Source organism: Kitasatospora sp. NPDC094019 (genome assembly GCF_044764505.1).
GTDB lineage: Bacteria > Actinomycetota > Actinomycetes > Streptomycetales > Streptomycetaceae > Kitasatospora.
Genome location: NZ_JBIWIF010000021.1, coordinates 90408 through 108523 on the forward strand (window position 1 = coordinate 90408; position 18116 = coordinate 108523).

19 protein-coding genes and 1 pseudogene are annotated in these 18116 nt (G+C 73.1%); 16 read left to right on the top strand and 4 right to left on the bottom strand.

Features of this window, described 5'->3' with window-relative positions; genetic code table 11:
- The first annotated feature begins 10 nt into the window (after positions 1–10).
- The 7 genes from ACIQ9P_RS33220 (at position 11) to ACIQ9P_RS33250 (ending at position 6976) form a co-directional block, all read left to right on the top strand.
- Complete coding sequence (locus tag ACIQ9P_RS33220) at positions 11–949, top strand: SDR family NAD(P)-dependent oxidoreductase (protein WP_402364725.1); 939 nt, start codon at positions 11–13, stop codon at positions 947–949.
- A 435-nt stretch (positions 950–1384) separates the two neighbouring features.
- Positions 1385–1906, top strand: a complete 522-nt coding sequence (locus ACIQ9P_RS33225) for a flavin reductase family protein (RefSeq protein ID WP_402364727.1) — start codon at positions 1385–1387, stop codon at positions 1904–1906.
- A 104-nt stretch (positions 1907–2010) separates the two neighbouring features.
- On the top strand, positions 2011–2718 hold the full coding sequence (locus ACIQ9P_RS33230; protein WP_402364730.1) for a BTAD domain-containing putative transcriptional regulator: 708 nt from the start codon (positions 2011–2013) through the stop codon (positions 2716–2718).
- Between the two features lie 22 nt (positions 2719–2740).
- Positions 2741–3781 carry a methyltransferase gene (locus ACIQ9P_RS33235; RefSeq protein ID WP_402364733.1) on the top strand — a complete coding sequence of 347 codons (1041 nt, stop codon included), beginning with the start codon at positions 2741–2743 and terminating at the stop codon, positions 3779–3781.
- A gap of 334 nt (positions 3782–4115) precedes the next feature.
- Positions 4116–4763, top strand: coding sequence for a hemerythrin domain-containing protein (locus tag ACIQ9P_RS33240; protein ID WP_402364736.1), 648 nt, complete (start codon positions 4116–4118; stop codon positions 4761–4763).
- Positions 4764–5011: 248 nt separating this feature from the next.
- Positions 5012–6139 carry an LLM class flavin-dependent oxidoreductase gene (locus ACIQ9P_RS33245; protein ID WP_402364738.1) on the top strand — a complete coding sequence of 376 codons (1128 nt, stop codon included), beginning with the start codon at positions 5012–5014 and terminating at the stop codon, positions 6137–6139.
- 141 nt (positions 6140–6280) lie between these two features.
- Positions 6281–6976, top strand: a complete 696-nt coding sequence (locus tag ACIQ9P_RS33250; protein ID WP_402364741.1) for a LuxR C-terminal-related transcriptional regulator — start codon at positions 6281–6283, stop codon at positions 6974–6976.
- Between the two features lie 141 nt (positions 6977–7117).
- Here the strand turns inward: ACIQ9P_RS33250 and ACIQ9P_RS33255 are convergent, their stop codons facing one another.
- From ACIQ9P_RS33255 to ACIQ9P_RS33265, 3 genes are all read right to left on the bottom strand, one after another.
- On the bottom strand, positions 7118–7900 hold the full coding sequence (locus ACIQ9P_RS33255; RefSeq protein ID WP_402364744.1) for an SDR family NAD(P)-dependent oxidoreductase: 783 nt from the start codon (positions 7898–7900) through the stop codon (positions 7118–7120).
- 69 nt (positions 7901–7969) lie between these two features.
- A complete protein-coding gene (locus ACIQ9P_RS33260) occupies positions 7970–9322 on the bottom strand; it encodes a cation:proton antiporter (protein ID WP_402364747.1) in 1353 nt (450 codons plus the stop codon).
- 5 nt (positions 9323–9327) lie between these two features.
- Positions 9328–9930, bottom strand: coding sequence for a cupin domain-containing protein (locus ACIQ9P_RS33265; protein ID WP_402364750.1), 603 nt, complete (start codon positions 9928–9930; stop codon positions 9328–9330).
- Between the two features lie 263 nt (positions 9931–10193).
- On the opposite strand from ACIQ9P_RS33265, the gene ACIQ9P_RS33270 reads away from it, so the two are divergent.
- From ACIQ9P_RS33270 to ACIQ9P_RS33290, 5 genes and pseudogenes are all read left to right on the top strand, one after another.
- Entirely contained in the window at positions 10194–10640 is a 447-nt protein-coding gene (locus ACIQ9P_RS33270) for a cupin domain-containing protein (protein ID WP_402364753.1), read from the top strand.
- Positions 10637–11929 carry a beta-ketoacyl-[acyl-carrier-protein] synthase family protein gene (locus ACIQ9P_RS33275; protein WP_402364756.1) on the top strand — a complete coding sequence of 431 codons (1293 nt, stop codon included), beginning with the start codon at positions 10637–10639 and terminating at the stop codon, positions 11927–11929. The genes ACIQ9P_RS33270 and ACIQ9P_RS33275 overlap by 4 nt, the downstream gene beginning before the upstream one ends.
- A 14-nt stretch (positions 11930–11943) precedes the next feature.
- Positions 11944–13164: a ketosynthase chain-length factor gene (locus ACIQ9P_RS33280; RefSeq protein ID WP_402364895.1), complete on the top strand. Its 1221-nt coding sequence runs from the start codon at positions 11944–11946 to the stop codon at positions 13162–13164.
- A 53-nt stretch (positions 13165–13217) separates the two neighbouring features.
- A pseudogene (locus ACIQ9P_RS33285) lies at positions 13218–13406 on the top strand (phosphopantetheine-binding protein); the annotation flags it as partial.
- 69 nt (positions 13407–13475) lie between these two features.
- Entirely contained in the window at positions 13476–13940 is a 465-nt protein-coding gene (locus tag ACIQ9P_RS33290; RefSeq protein WP_402364898.1) for an SRPBCC family protein, read from the top strand.
- A gap of 105 nt (positions 13941–14045) precedes the next feature.
- Here ACIQ9P_RS33290 and ACIQ9P_RS33295 read toward each other — a convergent pair whose 3' ends face one another.
- On the bottom strand, positions 14046–15575 hold the full coding sequence (locus ACIQ9P_RS33295) for an FAD-binding oxidoreductase (RefSeq protein ID WP_402364759.1): 1530 nt from the start codon (positions 15573–15575) through the stop codon (positions 14046–14048).
- Between the two features lie 252 nt (positions 15576–15827).
- On the opposite strand from ACIQ9P_RS33295, the gene ACIQ9P_RS33300 reads away from it, so the two are divergent.
- From ACIQ9P_RS33300 to ACIQ9P_RS33315, 4 genes are read left to right on the top strand one after another with little or no spacing between them, the layout of a single operon-like run.
- Positions 15828–16148 carry a TcmI family type II polyketide cyclase gene (locus tag ACIQ9P_RS33300; RefSeq protein WP_402364762.1) on the top strand — a complete coding sequence of 107 codons (321 nt, stop codon included), beginning with the start codon at positions 15828–15830 and terminating at the stop codon, positions 16146–16148.
- Between the two features lie 58 nt (positions 16149–16206).
- The gene (locus ACIQ9P_RS33305; RefSeq protein WP_402364765.1) at positions 16207–16551 is read left to right on the top strand and encodes an antibiotic biosynthesis monooxygenase family protein; all 345 of its coding nucleotides are present in this window, start codon (positions 16207–16209) and stop codon (positions 16549–16551) included.
- Positions 16548–16883, top strand: a complete 336-nt coding sequence (locus ACIQ9P_RS33310) for an antibiotic biosynthesis monooxygenase family protein (RefSeq protein ID WP_402364768.1) — start codon at positions 16548–16550, stop codon at positions 16881–16883. Before ACIQ9P_RS33305 ends, ACIQ9P_RS33310 begins: the two co-directional genes overlap by 4 nt.
- Positions 16880–18109 carry an FAD-dependent oxidoreductase gene (locus ACIQ9P_RS33315; protein ID WP_402364771.1) on the top strand — a complete coding sequence of 410 codons (1230 nt, stop codon included), beginning with the start codon at positions 16880–16882 and terminating at the stop codon, positions 18107–18109. The genes ACIQ9P_RS33310 and ACIQ9P_RS33315 overlap by 4 nt, the downstream gene beginning before the upstream one ends.
- Positions 18110–18116 lie beyond the last annotated feature (7 nt).

Genomic DNA, 18116 nt, shown 5'->3' on the forward strand with positions numbered 1-18116 from the left:
AGGACCTCCCATGAACCCGGACCCGCGGCACGAGAGCACCGAAAACACCGAGAGCACCGAGAGCACCGACCGGACCAGCACCGACCGGACCAGCACCGACGAAACCGCCACCGACCGGACCGGCACCGACGAGACCGGCCACGACGGCGCGGGCACCGGCACCCCCACGGGTGCGGGTGCCCGCGCCGCCGCGCTCACCGGTCGGACCGCCCTGGTCACCGGCGCGAGCCGCGGCATCGGCGCCGCCACCGCGCGGCTGCTCGCCGAGCGCGGCGCCGCCGTCGTCGTCGACTACCACACCGACAAGGACGCCGCCGAGGCCCTCGTCGCCGCCATCGAGGCGGCGGGCGGGCGCGCGCTCGCCCTGCGGGCGGACGTCACCGACGCCGAGCAGGCCGCCGATCTGGTGGCACGGGCCGAGCGGGAACTCGGGCCGGTGGACATCCTGGTGGCCAACGCGATCGGCGTGGGCGCCCGGGCCGGCCGTCCCTCGCCGTTGCTGCGAACCGCCCCGGAGGACGCCCTGGCGGTGGTCGGCGCCCAACTGCGGGCCTTCCTCCACCCGGTACGGCTGGTCGTCCCGGGCATGGTCGAACGCGGCCGGGGCGCGGTGGTGGCGGTCGGCGCGTCCCTCTCCCGGCGCTCCCCGGAGGGGTTCGGGACGCTCTCGATGGCGAAGTCGGCCCTCGACGCCGCCGTCCGGACGCTGGCCCGCGAGGTGGGACCGGCGGGAGTCCGGGTCAACCTGGTGGCACCCGGGCTGATCCTCAGCGAGCTCGCCACGCACATCCCGGAGCCGGTCCGCGCGGCCAACGCGGCGCGTACGGCGGTGCGGCGCAACGGCACCCCGGAGGACGTCGCGCACACGGTGGCCTTCCTCGTCTCCGAGGAGGCGTCCTACCTGACCGGCGGCTACCTGCTGGTCGACGGCGGCACCGCCATGCTCTGACGCCGGCCACCACCCGAACCCACCCCGGCCCGGCCCAGCCCGGCCCACCTCGACCCGGTCCACCCCGGCCCGGCCCACCGGAATCACATTTCCATCCCATGGCCCTGGGATAACTTGTCCATGGCGCCGCGCCCGAACCGGGTGGATCCCCCCGAAATACGCGTACTCGAACGGAACTGCGCGCTCCACGACTAGCCCGGATTCATCCCGAGGGTCGATATACCGACTTCCGGACGCGCGATAGGTTCTGCGCAACGACGCGGTTGTGGGGGGACACCGGGCGTCCGCAGAGTGACCACTGCAGCACCGTCCGCACGGGCGTCGCCGAAACGGGGGAACCCTCCTGTCGCGCGCACCGTCGACCCGGTGCACCGGTGCGCCGCCGGCCTGCATGTCCCCGCCATGATCTCTCGGCATCAACCTGGGAGAACAATCATGGAAAAACAAGCACCAGTCAGACCCGAACAGATCTCCGGTGAAATCGACCAGCGCGAACTCCGGGCGATATTCGGCCGGTTCGCCACCGGAATCGCCGTGGTCACCACGAACGTCGGCGGCGAACTGTACGGAATGACCGTGAACTCGTTCACATCCCTTTCGCTGGACCCGCCGATGGTTCTCTTCTGCGTACACACCAGATCCTCCTTCCTCGCCGCCCTGGACGTCGGATCGGCGTTCACGGTGAACATCCTGTCCGAGCAACAGGCGGACATCTCGACGCTCTTCGCCTCCGGGAGCGACCGCTTCCTCAAGGTGAACTCGCTGCCGGGGCTGGGCCGAAGTCCCGTTCTCACGGCCGCGCTGGCCTATCTGACCTGCGAGGTCGTGCGCGAGGTGGAGGCCGGCGACCACGCGATCGTCATCGGCCGGGTCGCGGACATCGGCCTGCTGCACCGCGACGGCGCACCACTGGTCTTCTTCGGCGGTGCCATGAGGAAACTCCGGTCGCACCACTGACATCGAAACGGGGGACGACTCACGGCATGAAATTCAGACTGCTCGGACAGTTACAGGTCTACGGCGACGGGCGTATTCTTACGCCACAGGCCCACAAATTGCGGGTGTTGCTCGCAGTGCTCCTGGTGCACCACAACAAGGTCCTCCCGGTCGATTCGCTGATCGACGAACTCTGGCCCCAGGGACCGCCACGAACCGCGTTGCAGGCACTCCGCGTGTACATCTCACAATTGCGCAAGACCTTGCACGGCGGCAGCACCCGCCATCGCGTTTCCCTGGTCAGCGAAGCACCCGGCTACTACCTTCTGGTGGACCGGGAATCGATCGACGTGGTCCAGTTCGACCGCCATTGGGCACTCGCCCGGGCGGCCCACGAACTGGACGACCCGGAGGTGGCGCTCCAGCACTACCGGGCAGCCACCGGCCTGTGGAACAGCACGCCGCTGGTGGACCTCCGGGAGGGCCTCCTGCTCCAGAGCGCGGCCTCGCGCCTGGAGGAATCCTGGCTGGCCGTCCAGGAGAGCCGGATCTCCCTGGAGCTCCGACTCGGCCGGATCCGCGGCGAACTCATCGCGGAGTTACGTGAGTTGGTCACCCGTTACCCGTTCAACGAGCGCCTCCAGGCCATGCTGATGATCGCCCTGTTCCTCTCCGGGCGCAGCGGGGACGCGCTCCAGGTGTACCGAGGCACCCGCAAGTGCCTGATCGAGGAGCTCGGCATCGAGCCGGGTGACGACCTCCGCCTGGTCCACCAGCTGGTGCTGGACTCCGACCGGACGGCTCTCGAAGGAATCGGACTGTGGACCGCGTGATCCACGAGCGAAGGAGATCGTGATGGGCACGACGGAGAACCCCGGCACGGACCGGGTGGCACTGGACGACGCGTTCGACGTGATGCTGGTCGGATGGTCGTTCGTCCGGAGCAAGCTGATGATGACCGCGCTGGACCTCGGCCTGTTCGAGGAACTCGCCGAACGGCCCGGCACTGTCGAGGAGTTGGCCGAGCGACTCGGGCTGCACCCGCGGGCCGCGGCGGACTTCCTGGACGCGCTCACCGCACTGGGCCTGCTGGAGCGCGTCGACGGCGCCTACCGCAACGGGCCGGCGGCCGGGCGCAACCTGGTGCCCGGCGCACCCGGCTACGTCGGCGGGTTCCTGACCATGACCTCGGCCTTCATGGGGACCGGGTGGGACAGCCTGTCCGACCTGCTGCGGACCGGACTGGCGCACCGCCAGGAAGGGGCCGAGGTCCCGTTCGCCCAGATCTACCGGGACAAGGAGCGGCTGCGCCAGTTCCTGTCGGCGATGGACAGCCTCAACGGGGCGATCGGGCCGGAGCTGGCCCGACGCTTCGACTGGGGGCGGCACAAGTCCTTCGTGGACGTCGGCGGCGCCCGGGGCAACCTCGCGGCGCGGCTGCTGGCGGAACACCCGCACCTGTCCGGGGGAGTCTTCGACCGTCCGGTGATGAAGCCCTTCCTGGACGAGCTGGCCGACGAGCACGGGGTGACGGAGCGGATCGCCTTCCACGGCGGCGACTTCTACGTCGACCGGCTGCCCACCGCCGAGGTGGTGGTGTTCGGCAACGTGCTGCACGACTGCCCGGTGGACGTGCGGCGCGGCCTGATCGCCCAGGCCGCCGCGGGGGTCGGCCCGGGCGGTGCGGTGATCGTCTACGACCCGATGATCGACGACGCCCGCAGCGAGATCGACACCCTGCTGCTCAGCCTGACCATGATGCTGCAGTCCCCCGCGGGCAACGAGTACACGCCGTCCGAGTGCGCCGAATGGATGCGGGAGGCGGGCCTGGAGGTCGAGTCCGTCCTCGACCTGCCGGCCCACGCCACCGCCGTGGTGGGCCGCCGCCCGGCCTGATCGCACGTCCGCACGACGGCCGGGCGCGCCGCTCCCCCGCGCGCCCGGCACCGCACATGGCCGCCTGACACCACCGCCGCCGCCGCCACCACCACCGCCGCCACCGCCACCACCACCGCCGCCACCGCCACCGCCACCACCGCCACCGCCACCGCCACCGCCACCGCCACCGCCACCGCCCGACCAATACCGCCGCCCGGTCAGTACCGGAACGGCACGGTGGCCCCCGCCCCGAACGGGTTTGACAGGACACCTTCCCGCCCAGATACTTCGTGAGGTAGCTAATGATTCCCACGGAAACGCGCCTCGCGGCCACCGAAGGGAGAACCCACCCATGGCGAAGAACTACGTCGACCTGACCGTCATGCTGGTCAGTCACGAAGCCTTCCGACGCGACATCCGCCGACTGGAGGGCGCCGCCGCCCGCAAGGACCTCGCCGACCCGGTCGCCCGCAAGCGGGTGCGGACCGGCTGGAACATCCTCAAGACCCAGCTGGCCGTCCACCACGAGGGCGAGGACCGCGACCTCTGGCCGCGGATGGCCAAGGGCCTGGCCGGCAGCCCCGAACAGCTGTCGACCCTGCGGGAGTTGGAGCAGGAGCACACGCTGATCGACCCCCTGCTCGCCGAGGTCGAGCGGGCCATGGCCGACCACGCCACCCGGCCCGAACAGCTCGGCGAGGCGGTCGCCGCGCTCGGTGCGGCGCTCGACGCGCACCTGCTCCACGAGGAGCGGGACGGCCTGCCCTACGTCCAGGAAGCCCTGACCGAGAAGGAGTGGAAAGCCTTCGTGCTCGACCAGCGCAACAGCCTGGGCTTCAAGGGGGCGGCCGAGTTCTTCCCCTGGGTGCTCGACGAGGCGACCCCGGAGACCGTCGCGAAGATCTCCTCGATCATGCCGGCGCCGCTGCGACTGGTCATGAACTCGGTCTGGAAGCCGATGTACAAGGCCCAGGACACCTGGACCAACTCCGGCCGCTGACGGCACTGCCACAGCCCGTACGCCCCGCAGCCCCTGCGCCCCGCCGCCGCCCGCAAGCCCCTTCGCGCGTCCGCCCCGCCTGCTTTGATTCCGGCTTAACCCCGCTGTGGAAATGTTCGACCGACCACAGCACCCGGCCCCGGCACGGGGCGGACGCGCGGCAGCCGACAGCGGTCGGCCCCGCCGCCCGTCCGCCCCCGCCGGCGACCGGACCGCCGCCCGGCGGGCGGCCGAAGCAGGGAGGGACCATGGGGTACGGGATCACCGCGGACACCGGCGGCTTCAAGCTGGGCCTGTTCGCCGCCAACGCCTCCTCCGGGCTCGCGATCACCACGATCGACGAGCGCTGGTCGGGCAGTTGGGAGGACAACCTGGCGCTGGCCCGGCTCGCGGACCGGGCCGGGATCGACTTCCTGCTCCCGGTCGGCCGCTGGATCGGCTGGCCCGGGACGACCTTCCACGACAGCGTCCTGGAGACCATCACCTGGGCGGGCGGACTGCTCGCCGCCACCGAACGGATCTCCGTCTTCGCGACCGTGCACAGCGCCCTGCTGCACCCGGTGGTGGCCGCCAAGCAGCTCGCCACCCTCGACCGGATCGGCGGCGGCCGGGCCGGACTGAACATCGTGGCCGGCTGGTACGAGGCCGAGTACGCGGCCTTCGGGCTGGACCTGCCCGGCAGCCCGGCCCAGCGCTACGCGCACGCCCAGGAGTGGTGGGACATCGTCCGGACGCTCTGGAGCAGCGATCGACCCTTCGACCACGACGGCGAGTTCTTCCCCGGGCTGCGCGGGCTGCACGGCAGCCCGCGCCCGGCCGCCGGCCCGCTGCCGGTGATCAACGCCGCCGTCTCTCCCGCCGGGCGTGAGTTCGCCGCCCGGAACGCGGACTTCCTGCTCACCGCCACGTTCGATCCGGACCGCGGATCGGCCCTGGTCAACGAGGCCCGGCAAGCCTCGACGGCCCACCGCGGCCGTCCGGTCGGCGTGCTGTCGAACGCCTTCGTGGTCTGCCGGCCCACCCGCCGCGAGGCCGAGGAGTACCTCGCGTACTACGCCGACACCCATGCCGACTGGGCCGGGGTGGACACCGTGATGGCCGGGCAGGGCATCAATCCACAGTCGTTCGGCCCGGAGCAGATCGCCGCATTCCGGCCCCGCTTCGCCGCCGGCCACGGCGGCCACCCGCTGGTGGGCACCCCCGACGAGATCGTCGCGACGATCGCCCGGTTCGCCGGGGCCGGCGTGACCGGGCTCGCGCTCTCCTTCGTCGACTATCTCGGCGAGCTGGAGCACTTCGCCGCCGAGGTGCTCCCCCGGCTGGAGAAGGCCGGGTTGCGCGGCCGCGGCGCGTCGATCGGATCTGCGCCCAACTGATCGCGCCTTGACGGCCCTTCGCCTACACTCGCCCGGAACTGAACACGTACTCCGACGGGGTCCGGCCGACTCCTGACCGCCGCCCCCCGACGGCTTCCGCCGCGAGGCTCCGCGTTCCCGAACCGAAAGGGGTATGACCGGATGGTGGCGGTGGCGGTCGTGGGCGCGGACTCGCACAAACGCGACGCGCTGGCAGAACGGGTCTCGGCCGTCGACGGGCTGACCCTGATCTCCCATGACGAATTGGACTTCGAACAGGCGGAGTTGGTGATCGTGGCGGCGGATCAACCCGGAATCGGGCTGATCCGCCGCATCGTGTCCGGCAGCGCGGGGGCCCCGCCGCCGCTCCTTCTGGTGGTGGGCGAGCCCTTCGAGGAACTGACCGGGGCGATCTGGCTGGGCGTCACCGGGATCGTCCTGAGCTCGGCGTCGGATCGTGAACTCGCGGACTGCGCGACCCTGGTGGCCGGCGGCTGCACCGTGTTCCCGGGCGGACTCTTCGCGGACGGCCGGCTGCCGGGCGCCGGACTGGCGGTGCACTGGGTGACCGGCCACGGTTCGCAGGCCGCGCTGGACGGTCTGAGCCGGCGCGAGCTGGAGGTGCTCGCCCTGGTGGGCGGGGGTCTGAGCAACTCCGAGATCGCCGCCGCGCTGTGGCTGAGCGCCAACACGGTCCGCACCCACATCCGGCGGCTGATGCAGAAGCTCGGGCTGCGCAACCGTCTCTGCGTGATCATCTTCGCGCACGAGGCCGGGCTGGTCACCCGCGCGGATGCCGAGGCGGCGGCGGACACCGGGCTCGCGCCCGCGTGTCCCACCGCCGCCGCCCGGCCGTAGCACCTCCGCCGGACCGGCCGGGACCCGCCCACACGGGGCCCCGGCCGTCCGCCCCCTCGGCCCGTCCAGCAGGACAGCCGTCCAGCCATTCGGCTGGACGGCTGGACGGCTGGACGGCTTTCCGGCACTTCTGACTGTCCGTCACACCCGGTACATCCGCCGGACCATCGCCTGCAGCAGTCGGCGCGGCATCACGCTCAGCAGGTACGGCTGGGGCTTGTACGCCGCGCCCGGCGTGACGAACGGCCGCCCCTTCGCCACCGCGTCCAGCGCCTCCGCCGCGATCCGTTGCGGTACCAGCCACCCCAGTTTCGGCAGCCCCGCCGGGTCCACCCCGGCCGCCTCGTGGAACCCGGTGCGCACCAGCCCGGTCCGCACGGTGGTCACGTGCACCCCGCTGGCCGCGGTCTCCAGGAAGAGGCTCTCACCGAACGCTCCCAGGAACGCCTTGCTCGCGCCGTACACCGCCGAGCGGGGCATCGGCAGCACCGAGACGATCGACGAGACGTTCACGATCCCGCCCCGTCCGAGCCGGCCCATCGGGCCCAGCACCGCGTGGCTCAGCAGTACGGGGGCGACCAGGTTGACCCGGATCTGGTGTGCCTCGCGCTCGACCGGCAGGTCGGCGAACAGGCCGGCCGAGCCGTACCCGGCGCAGTTGACCAGGAGGTCCACCGGCCGCTCCCGGTCCCCGGCCCGGCGCGCCACCGCGGCCAGGTCCTCCTCCCGGCCCAGGTCCGCGGCCAGCACCTCGGTGCCGACTCCGTACCGCTCGCCGAGCCGGGCCGCGAGTTCCTTCAGCCGCTCCTCGCGGCGCGCCACCAGGACGACGGCGGCGCCGCGGCGGGCCAGTTCCTCCGCGAAGGCCGCGCCGATGCCGCTGGACGCACCGGTGACCAGCGCACGCTGGTAGGGGTAGGGCATGTCGGTGTCTCCGTCCGTTCCGTGGGGCCGGCGCGCCGCGGCGGGGGGCGGCGCGGCACGCCGGCCGGATCATGGGGTCTTCTCCAGGACGGCGGCCGGGGTACGACCCGACGGGTCCGCGCCACGCGCACCTTCGGCGCCGTCCACAGCCTCCGCGCCGTCCGCGCCGTCCGCCGTGTCGTCCCGGGCGTAGGCCCGGCGCGGCACCAACGGCCCCGCCATCGCGGTGGTGACCAGCGCCATCAGCACCATCATGGTGAACATCCGGGTGTCCAGGACGCCCATCCGCACACCCGCGTTGAGGATGATCAGCTCGGTCAGCCCGCGGGTGTTCATCAGCACACCGAGCACCGCGGCGTCGCGCCAGGAGAGGCCGGACAGCCGGGCCGGACCGAGTGTCCCGCCGAACTTGCCGAGGCAGGCGACCGCGATCACCGCCGCCAGCTCCAGCAGGCCCGCCGAGCCGAGCCCGGTGACGTCCACCGACAGGCCGGTGGCGATGAAGAAGATCGGCAGCAGCAGGGTCGTGCAGTGCTCCAGCGGCACGCCCACCGCCGCCTTGAGCGAGCGCAGCGTGCCGCGCGGCATCACCAGACCGAAGGTGAACGCGCCGAAGATGGCGTCCAGTCCGATCCGGTGCGTCGTGTACCCGGCCGCGAGGACACCGGCGGCGATCACCGGCAGCAGCCGCGGTGACACCACGCCGTCCTTGGTCATCCTGGTCACCAACCGCCCGAGCAGCGGCCGTACCACGCCCACCAGGACGGCGCCGTACAGCACCGACCCGGCCACGACGGTGACCAGGTGGCCGGAGCCGCCGGTCGCCGCCGCCATCGACACCACGGCCAGCATGCACCACGCGACGGCGTCGCCGACCGCCGCGCTGGCCAGCGCCAGGATGCCCACCGGGGTCAGCTGCAGCCTGTGGTCCTGGATGATCCTGGCCAGTACCGGGAACGCGGTGATCGCCATCGCGGTGCCCACGAAGAGCAGGAACGCCGGACGCGCCACCTCGTGGCCGGCGACCGTGCGGTGGCCGTCGTAGAGCCGGAGCGCGAGCGCGGCACCGAGTCCGAACGGGATCGCCATCGCGGAGAGCGAGATCCCCAGGACCGCCTTGCGGCGGGCCCGGATCTGCCCGAGGTCGGCCTCCCAGCCGATCAGGAACATGAAGAACAGGATGCCGACCTGGGCGATCGCCGACAGGTTGGTGCGCACCCCCGGCGGGAAGAGCGCCGCCGGCAGGTCACCGGGGAACAGCCCGAGCAGGCTGGGGCCGAGCAGGATGCCGGCGAGGATCTCGGCGATCACCGGCGGCTGGCGCAACCGGCGCAGCAGCGGGATCAGCAGCGATCCCGCCACCAGCACCAGCGCGGCGCCCGCGACCGTCTCCGCGAGGACCGTCGCGGAGTCCTGGGCCATCGCCGCTACCCCCGACCGGGGTTCCCACCGGCCGGGCGCCCCGTTCCGGGCGCGCCACCGGGACCACCGGGACCGCCACCGGGACGCCCGACGACGGGAGGGCCGACCGGTCCGTCGCCGAATGCCTCACCCGGCCGGCGGGACGGGCCGCCCTTGGGCCGGAACCCGGTGATCCGGTGACGGTCGGCCAGTTCCTGCATCCGGTCCCAGTCCGGCGGCCGCTGCTCCGCCAGCAGCTGCCCGAGCTCCCGGAACCAGGACTCGATGCCTCCGGGCGCGACGACGCAGAGCATCCGGCCCGGCCGGTCCCCGGAGTTGACGAAGGCGTGACGCAGACCGCGCGGCCCGTACACCATCGAGCCCGGGCCGACCTTGTGGAAGTCGTCGCCGAGCTGGAACTCGTACTCGCCCTCGACCACGTAGAACGACTCGTCCATCTCCTGGTGGATGTGCAGCGGCGGGCCGCTGCCGGGAGGGGTGGTCACCTCGAAGAAGGAGTAGAGCCCTCCGGTGTCCTCCCCCAGCAGCAGCCAGCGGCCCGTCTCGTCGCCCCAGGTGATGGGCTCGACGCTGCCGATGTCGACGACGTGTGCTCGTTGCTCTGTCATGTCCTACGCCTTCCGGTTCGGGTGGACCAAGTCTCGGCAGGCCCGGTAAAGCCGCTGCTAAAGCGGGCGATAAGCGAACGACGGGCCGGGGCCGGGGCTGGACGGGACCCCTCCAACCGGCGCTTTGCCCACGACTAACCGCAGCTTTTCCGCCGCCGCGCAGACTCTCCGGAGAGACGGCCGGCCAGGTCGGCCACCCCGCTCCGCGCCCGCCTCCGCCCTTCCTTCCCGCCATCCGCTCACCATCGAGGAGCCGATCTCTCATGACCGAGAAGACCACCGGCGTGAACCACGTGAATCCAGCGACCCTCCGGGTGGCGGCCGACGAGGCCCCCGTCAACCGCCGGCGCGGCGGCCTGCTGCGGACCCTGCTCGGCCCCGCCAACACCGGTGCCACCAGCGGTTTCACCGGCCTGGCCACGCTCGCACCGGGCGAGTTCGTCAATGAGCACTACCACCCGTACTCCGAGGAGTTCGTCTACCTGATCACCGGCCGGATCACCGTCGCGCTCAACGGCGAGCCGCTCGAACTCGTCGCCCGCGAGGGGCTGCTGATCCCGGTCGGGGTCCGCCACCGGCTGACCAACACCGGCGACGGAACGGCCGAACTCGTCTACCACCTGGGGCCGCTGGCGCCCCGCCCGGACCTGGGACACGTCGACACCGAGGCCCAGCCCTTCCCCGACGCCCCGAACGGGGAGATCCGATGAGCGAGTGGGGCGCGGTCGTCACCGGGATCGGTGTGGTCGCCCCCGGCGGGATCGGCCGGCCGGCCTACTGGGACCTGCTCGCCTCCGGGCGCACCGCGACCAGGGGCATCAGCCTCTTCGACGCCACCGGCTTCCGGTCCCGGATCGCGGCCGAGGTCGACTTCGACGCCGCCGCCTGCGGGCTGACCGCCGAGGAGGTCGAACGGATGGACCGCAGCGCCCAGTTCGCCGTGGTCGCCGCCCGCGAGGCACTGGCCGACGCCGGTCTGGAACCGGGCCGCACGGCCCCCGAGCGGGTGGGCGTCTCGATCGGCAGCGCGGTCGGCTGCACCACCCGACTGGAGGACGAGTACGTCGTGGTGAGCGAGTACGGCTCCCGCTGGGAGGTGGACCCGGGGCTGGCCGGCCGGCACCTCTACCGGGCGCTGGTCCCCAGCACCCTGGCGGTGGAGGTGGCCTGGGCCGCCGGCGCCGAGGCACCCGCGACGGTGGTCTCCACCGGCTGCACCTCGGGGCTGGACGCGGTGGCGCACGGCGTCCAGCTGATCTCCGAGGGCGCGGCCGACGTCGTGGTCGCCGGCGCCACCGACGCGCCGATCTCCCCCATCTCGGTGGCCTGCTTCGACGCGATCGGCGCCACCTCGCGCAACAACGGGGACGCCGCGCACGCCTCCCGCCCGTTCGACCGCGACCGCGACGGCTTCGTGCTCGGCGAGGGCGCCGCCGTCCTGGTCCTGGAGAGCCGCGAGCACGCCGCCCGGCGCGGCGCGCACCGGTACGCCGAGGTCGTCGGCTTCGCCCAGCGCAGCAACGCCTTCCACATGACCGGACTCAAGCCGGACGGGCTCGACATGGCCGAGGCCATCCGGCTGGCGCTCGGCCGCGCCGGGGTCGCCCCCGGCGCGATCGACTACATCAACGCGCACGGTTCCGGTACCAAGCAGAACGACCGGCACGAGACCGCCGCCTTCAAGGACGCCCTGGGCCGGGCCGCGTACGGGGTGCCGGTCAGCTCGATCAAGTCGATGATCGGCCACTCGCTGGGAGCGATCGGCGCCCTGGAGGTCGCGGCCTGCGCGCTGGCGATCGAGCACGACGTGGTGCCGCCGACCGCCAACCTGCGGAGCGTGGATCCGGCGCTCGACCTGGACTACGTGCCGGTCACCGCCCGCGAGCACCGCACCGACGTGGTGCTGAGCGTCGGCAGCGGCTTCGGCGGCTTCCAGTCGGCGATGCTGCTGACCAGGCCGGACTTCCTGCCCCACCGGCGGTTCGGACGGGCGGCGTGACCGGGCCGGGCGCGATGTCGGACGGCGGGCGCGCCGTCTTCACCGGGCTCGCCGTGATCGCCCCCAACGGCGCCACCACCAAGCAGTTCTGGGACGCGACCCTGAACGGCGTCAGCGGGATCCGCGAGGTCTCCGCCTTCGACGCGGCCGGCTACCCGGTCCGGCTGGCCGGCGAGGTCCGCGACCTCGTGGTGCCGGAGCTGGTGGAGGGCAGGCTGGCGGTGCAGACCGACCGGTGGACCCAGTTCGGCCTGGTGGCCACCGAGCGGGCGCTGGAGGACGCCGGCGTCGACCCGGGCGAACTCGACCCGTACGACCTGTCGGTGGTCACCGCGGCCTCCTCGGGCGGCAACGAGTTCGGGCAGCGGGAGATCCAGAAGCTGTGGGCGGACGGCCCCCGCTTCGTCGGCCCCTACCAGTCGATCGCCTGGTTCTACGCGGCGACCACCGGCCAGATCTCCATCCGGCACGGGATGAAGGGCGCCTGCGGGGTCCTGATCGGGGAGCAGGCGGGCGGCCTCGACGCCCTCGCCCAGTCCCGGCGCTCGCTGCGCTCCGACGCCCGGACGGCGGTCTGCGGCGGCACCGACGCGCCGCTCAGCCCGTACGCGCTGGCCTGCCACGCCACCGCCGGGCTCCTCACCACCCGCGACACCCCGGACCGCGCCTATCTGCCGTTCTCCGCCGAGGCCGACGGCTATGTGGCCGGCGAGGGCGGGGCGATGTTCGTCCTGGAGGGCGAACGGTCCTGGCGCTCCCGCGGCGACGGGCCCGGCTACGGCGAACTCGCGGGCCACGCCGCCACCTTCGACCCGCGGCCGGGCTCCGGCCGGGAGCCCGGGCTGCGCCGGGCCATCACGCTCGCCCTGGCCGATGCCGGGGTCGGGCCGGAGGCGGTCGACCTGGTCCTCGCGGACGGCCTGGGCGTACCGGCCGCCGACCGGGCCGAGGCCGAGGCGCTGGCCGCGGTGTTCGGCCCGTACGGGGTGCCGGTGACGGTACCCAAGCGGCTGACCGGGCGGCTGCACGCCGGCGGGGCGCCGCTCGACGTGGCGATCGCCCTGCTGGCGCTGCGCGACCAGTTGGTACCCGGAACCCCGGGCGCGGGCCCGCTCGCGTCCGGCTGCGAGGTCGACCTGGTGCGGGAGACGAGGTCGGCCCGGCTGCGGACCGTACTGGTCCTGGCCCGGGGCTTCGAGGGCTTCAACGCGGCCGCGGTGATCCGCGCCCTGTGAGGGCCGGGACCGGCCGCCGCACCACCCGAACCGAGACGGAGGAGTAGTCCACCATGAGTACGACCACGATCACCCTGGCCGAACTGGCCGATCTGATCGGCCGGGCCACCGGCGTGAAGATCGACACCGAGCAGTTGCTGGAACCGTCCGTCACCTTCGGCGACCTCACGGTGGACTCCCTGGGCCGCCTCGGCGTGCTGTCCGAGCTGGAGCGCCGCTTCGGCCTCGATCCGGAGAGCGACGAACTGCCGTCGGACACGGTGTACGCCCTGCTGCACGGGTGCTACCGCCGACTCGTCACCGCCGGGCGGCTGGAGTCCGGCCTGACCGAGCAGGCGGTCGTCATCGACGCCCCCTACCGGGAGGTCTGGGAGCAGACCAACGACGTGCCGGCCTGGCCGGAGCTGTTCAGCGAGTACGCGAGCGCCGAGATCCTGGAGCGTTCGGGCGACACGGTGACCTTCCGGCTCACCATGCATCCCGACGAGAACGGCGCGGTCTGGAGCTGGGTCTCGGCACGGACCGTCGACGCCGCGACCGGGACGGTGCGCGCCCGACGGGTGGAGACCGGCCCGTTCGCGTTCATGACGCTCCTGTGGACGTACCGCGAGGTACCCGGCGGCGTGGAGCTGCGCTGGCGGCAGGAGTTCGCGATGAAGCCCGACGCGCCGCTCGACACCCCGGCCATGACCGCCCGGATCAGCGCCAACTCCACGTTCCAGCTGGAGCTGATCCGCGGCCGGGTCGAGGAGCGGGCCCGCCGCCGCGCCGCCTGACCGGCGGACGGCACCACGACCCGCGCCGGCGGAGCCTCCTGGGCTCCGCCGGCGCGGTCGTGCGGGTGGGGGCGGGGTCGGCGGCGCGGGGTCGGCCGCGCCGGGTCAGCCGCGCCCCCCGATCGCCTGCGGGAAGCGGAACAGCCGGTACGGGTCGTACCGGTACTTCGCCGCCACCAGCCGCGGGTAGTTCTCCGCGTAGTAGGAGGCCGCCCAGTTCCGCAGCTCCGGGTCGACGAAGTTCTGGTAGGTCTCGCCGTTGGAGTGCGGGTCGAGCACCGCGAACCCGGCGTCGGTCCAGCGCCGGGCCGCCCCGGTGGCGGCCCCGTCCGCGGGCCCGGCGGCGATCACGCCGAGGAAGCTGGTGCTGAACAGCGCGTCCCGGTGGACGTACGCGGTGGCCGTGCGGGGCAGGTCGTTGGCGGCACCGCCGAGCGCGCCGACCTGGATCAGGTGCTGCTGGCCGGGGACCCGTTCGCGGTCGAGCAGCGCGACCGCGTCCTCCCACATGCGGCGGGCCGGCGGAGCGGGGAAGAGCCGGCTGCGCTCGACCGCGTACGCGGGCCTCGGCAGCGCCGCGGCGGGCCCGGTCCCGGCCCGGTGGCACTGTTCATGGGTGAGCGTCCCGCAGCCGTACAGGCCGTTCATGACCACGTGGTACGGGCCACCGAACCCGCCGCGGGCGAGCGGCGCCGACCCGACCAGGTCGACCAGGCGGTCGGTCTGGGCGGTGAGTTCGGCCTCGGTTCCGACCGAGCTCAGCAGTACCGAGACGGTGGGCGGCTGCCCCGGCGCGGCGTCGCCGAGGACGACCACGGCGGCCCCGCCGATCGTGCGCGGGGCGTCGACCAGCCAGTGCGCCCAGGCGTCCAGGACGGCCACCGCGCGCTCCGGTCCCCAGGCCAGGGTGCCGACGGCGAGGGCGGTGAGCGCGGTCGGCGCCACGGTGTAGGAGGTGACGACACCGAAGTTGCCGCCACCGCCACCGCGGATCGCCCAGTACAGGTCCTCGTGCCGGTCGGCCGAGGCGGTGACGGTCCGCCCGTCGGCGAGCACCACCCGGGCGGCGGTGACGGTGTCGCTGGAGACGCCGACATGGCGGGTGAGCAGGCCGATGCCGCCGCCCTGCAGAAAGCCGCCGAGGGCGACCGTGGGGCAGAAACCGCCGGAGACCGCGAGACCGTACGGGGCGAGGCCGTTGGTCACGTCGACGAGCTGGGCGCCGGTCCCGAGGGTGACCGAGCCCGCGCCGACGGCGACGCCGTTCAACCGGGAGACGTCGACGACCAGGCCGGTCCCGGTGGAGTACCCGGCGGCGCTGTGCCCGCCGGAGCGGACGGCGATCGGGACGGCGCGGTCCTGGGCGTAGCGGAGGCAGAGGGCGATCTCGGCCTCGTCGGCGCAGTAGGCGACGGCGGCCGGCTCGACGCTGTCGAAGCGGGTCTGGCCGATCTGCTTGGCGGTGCCGTACGCCGGGTCGCCGGGCAGGACGAGCCTGCCGTGCAGCCGGTCGGAGAGCCCGGACCACCGTCGTCGCCGGGTCTCGGCCGCGGTGGCGACGGCGGGCAGGGCGTGGGCGGCGGCCAGCGGCAGGGCCAGGGCGCCCGCCCCGAGGAGCGATCTGCGAGTGATCATGCCGGTCCTTCCGGTCAAGGTGGTGCCGGGTGCGGATCAGGGGAGATCGGGGGAGGACCGCTGCCGACGGGGGACGCGGCGGCGGCCGGAAGCCCACGGTAGCGCAGGACAGGTAGAGAGCATGCTAATAAATCCGAAAACCCGCACCCGGGCGCCGACGGTGTTTTCCGTGCCCTGAGGGACGCTTTACCACCCGCCGACAGGATGAGCCGGAACGGTCGTCCGACCAGGTCCCGAGGTGAGGAGAGCCCGTTGCAGTACACACTGATCGTCGCGCGCATGTCCCCCGGGGACGCCGGACGCGTCTCCGACATCTGGGCCGAGTCGGACGCCACCGAACTCCCCCACCTGATCGGGGTCCACCACCGCCGGCTGTTCCGGTTCCACGACCTCTACTTCCAACTCATCGGCGCGGAGGACGGCTTGGCCGAGCGCGTCGAAGCCGCCCGCGCCCACCCGCTCTTCCGGGACGTCAACGAGCGGCTCAAGCCGTTCATCGGCGCCTACGACCCGACCACCTGGCGCGGGCCCCGGGACGCGATGGCCCAGGAGTTCTACACATGGAACGCCTGAACCGGCCCCGCCCCGGCACCTGCCCCGACACCAGAACCGGCACCGGACGGAGGCGGCCGTGATCCGCACCACCCTGTCCATGGTCGTCCGCCCCGGCCGGGAGCGGGACTTCGAGCGGACCTGGCTGGCGGCCGCCGAGCAGAGCTCCCGCCGACCGGGGGCCCTCGGCCAGGCGCTGCTCCGAGATCCGCGCGATCCGCGCCACTACACCGTCACCGCCGACTGGGCGACCCACGAGGACCTCGCGGCCTACCAGGCGAGTGACCACCGGGTGGCGCTCTCCACCGCGCTGGAGCAGCTGCGGGAGTCGGCCGACCGGTCCGTCCTGGAGATCGTCGCCCAGCTCCCGCCCGCCCAGCCGTCACCCACCGAGCCCCCGCCAGCGAAGGAGACGCCGCGATGACCGTCCGCGTCGTGATCACCGCGACCATCGACCCGACCCACCACGAAGCCTTCGAACGGGCCTATCTGGAGGTCACCGCCAAGGTCCAGGGCACCCCCGGCCACCTGCGTGACGAACTGCTGCGCGACGCCGCCGTCCCGGACCGGTACTGCCTGCTCGCCGAGTGGGAGTCGGAGGCGCTGTTCCGCGCCTGGGCCGACGACCCCGCGCACATCGCCCAGTCCGCCGCCATGTTCCCGTACTGGGCGGACACCTTCCAGCGCCGGATCTACGACGTGCGCGCCGCGCTGGACTCGCTCGGTCCGGCGCCGGCCGCGACCCCGTCCGCATGACGTCCGCAGCGGGCACGCCGCGCACCCGGGGTGCCGCCGGCGTCCGCCCGGTGCGCAGCGCCGTCGTGATCGGCGCCGGCATCGGCGGCCTGACCACCGCCATCGGCCTGCGCCGGGCCGGCGTCGACGTCACCGTGCACGAGCGCCGCACCGAACCCGGCCGGCTGCTGACCGGCGGCGGCTTCATGCTCTGGCACAACGCCTTCGTCGCGCTGCGCCGACTGGGTCTGGACGACGCCGTCGCCAAGGTGTCCTCGGAGATCGAGTTCCACGAGTTCCGCTCCGACCGGGGCCGTACCCTGGCCCGCTGGGCGATCGCCCCGGAGTCCCGCCGGATCGGCGCGCCGGCCGTCGCCCTGCGCCGTTCCGATCTCAACGCCCTGCTGCTGGAACACGTCGGCGACGACGTCGAGCTGGGGGCGCGGTGCTCCGGCTTCACCCAGGACGACGATGGTGTCACCGTACGGTTCGCCGACGGCTCCACCCGGCGCGCGGACGTCCTGATCGGCGCCGACGGCATGCGCTCCACGGTCCGTTCCGCGCTGCGCCACGGTCACGACCTGCCGCCGCGCTACGCCGGCTACACCGCCTGGCAGGCGATCGCCCGGCTGCCGGGCGAGGACGTCGTCCCGAGCGGGACGTTCTTCAACCTGTGGGGCCGGGGCGGCCTGCGCTTCCTCTACTGCCGGCTCAACGAGGAGGAGGTCTACTGGGACGCGATCACCTCGGACGGCGCCAGCGCCGCCTTCGACATGTTCCGCAAGGACCGTCGGACGGTGATGCGCGAGTCCTACGCCGACTGGCCCGACCCGATTCCCGCCCTTCTCGCGGCGACCGCCGAGGAGGCGATCCTGCCGATCGACATCGCCGACCGCCCGCCCGAGCGGGAGTCCGCCTGGAGCCACGGCCGGGTCTGCCTGGTCGGGGACGCGGCGCACCCCATGACGCTGAACCTCAGCCAGGGCGCGGGCCAGGCCATCGAGGACGGCGTGGTGCTCGCCGAGCGACTGGCCGCGGACGGTGACGTCACCACCGCCTTCGCCCGCTACGAGGCGCTGCGGCGCCGACGGGTGGACGCCATGGTCCGCGGCGCCTACCGGATCGGCCTGCTCGGCACCCTGCGCGGACCCGTCAGCTGCGGCGCCCGCGACCTGTTCATGCGGGCCTTCTTCGGCACCTTCGCCAGGAAGGGCACGTACCGGCTGATGATGGACTTCGAGTACTGAGGGGGGC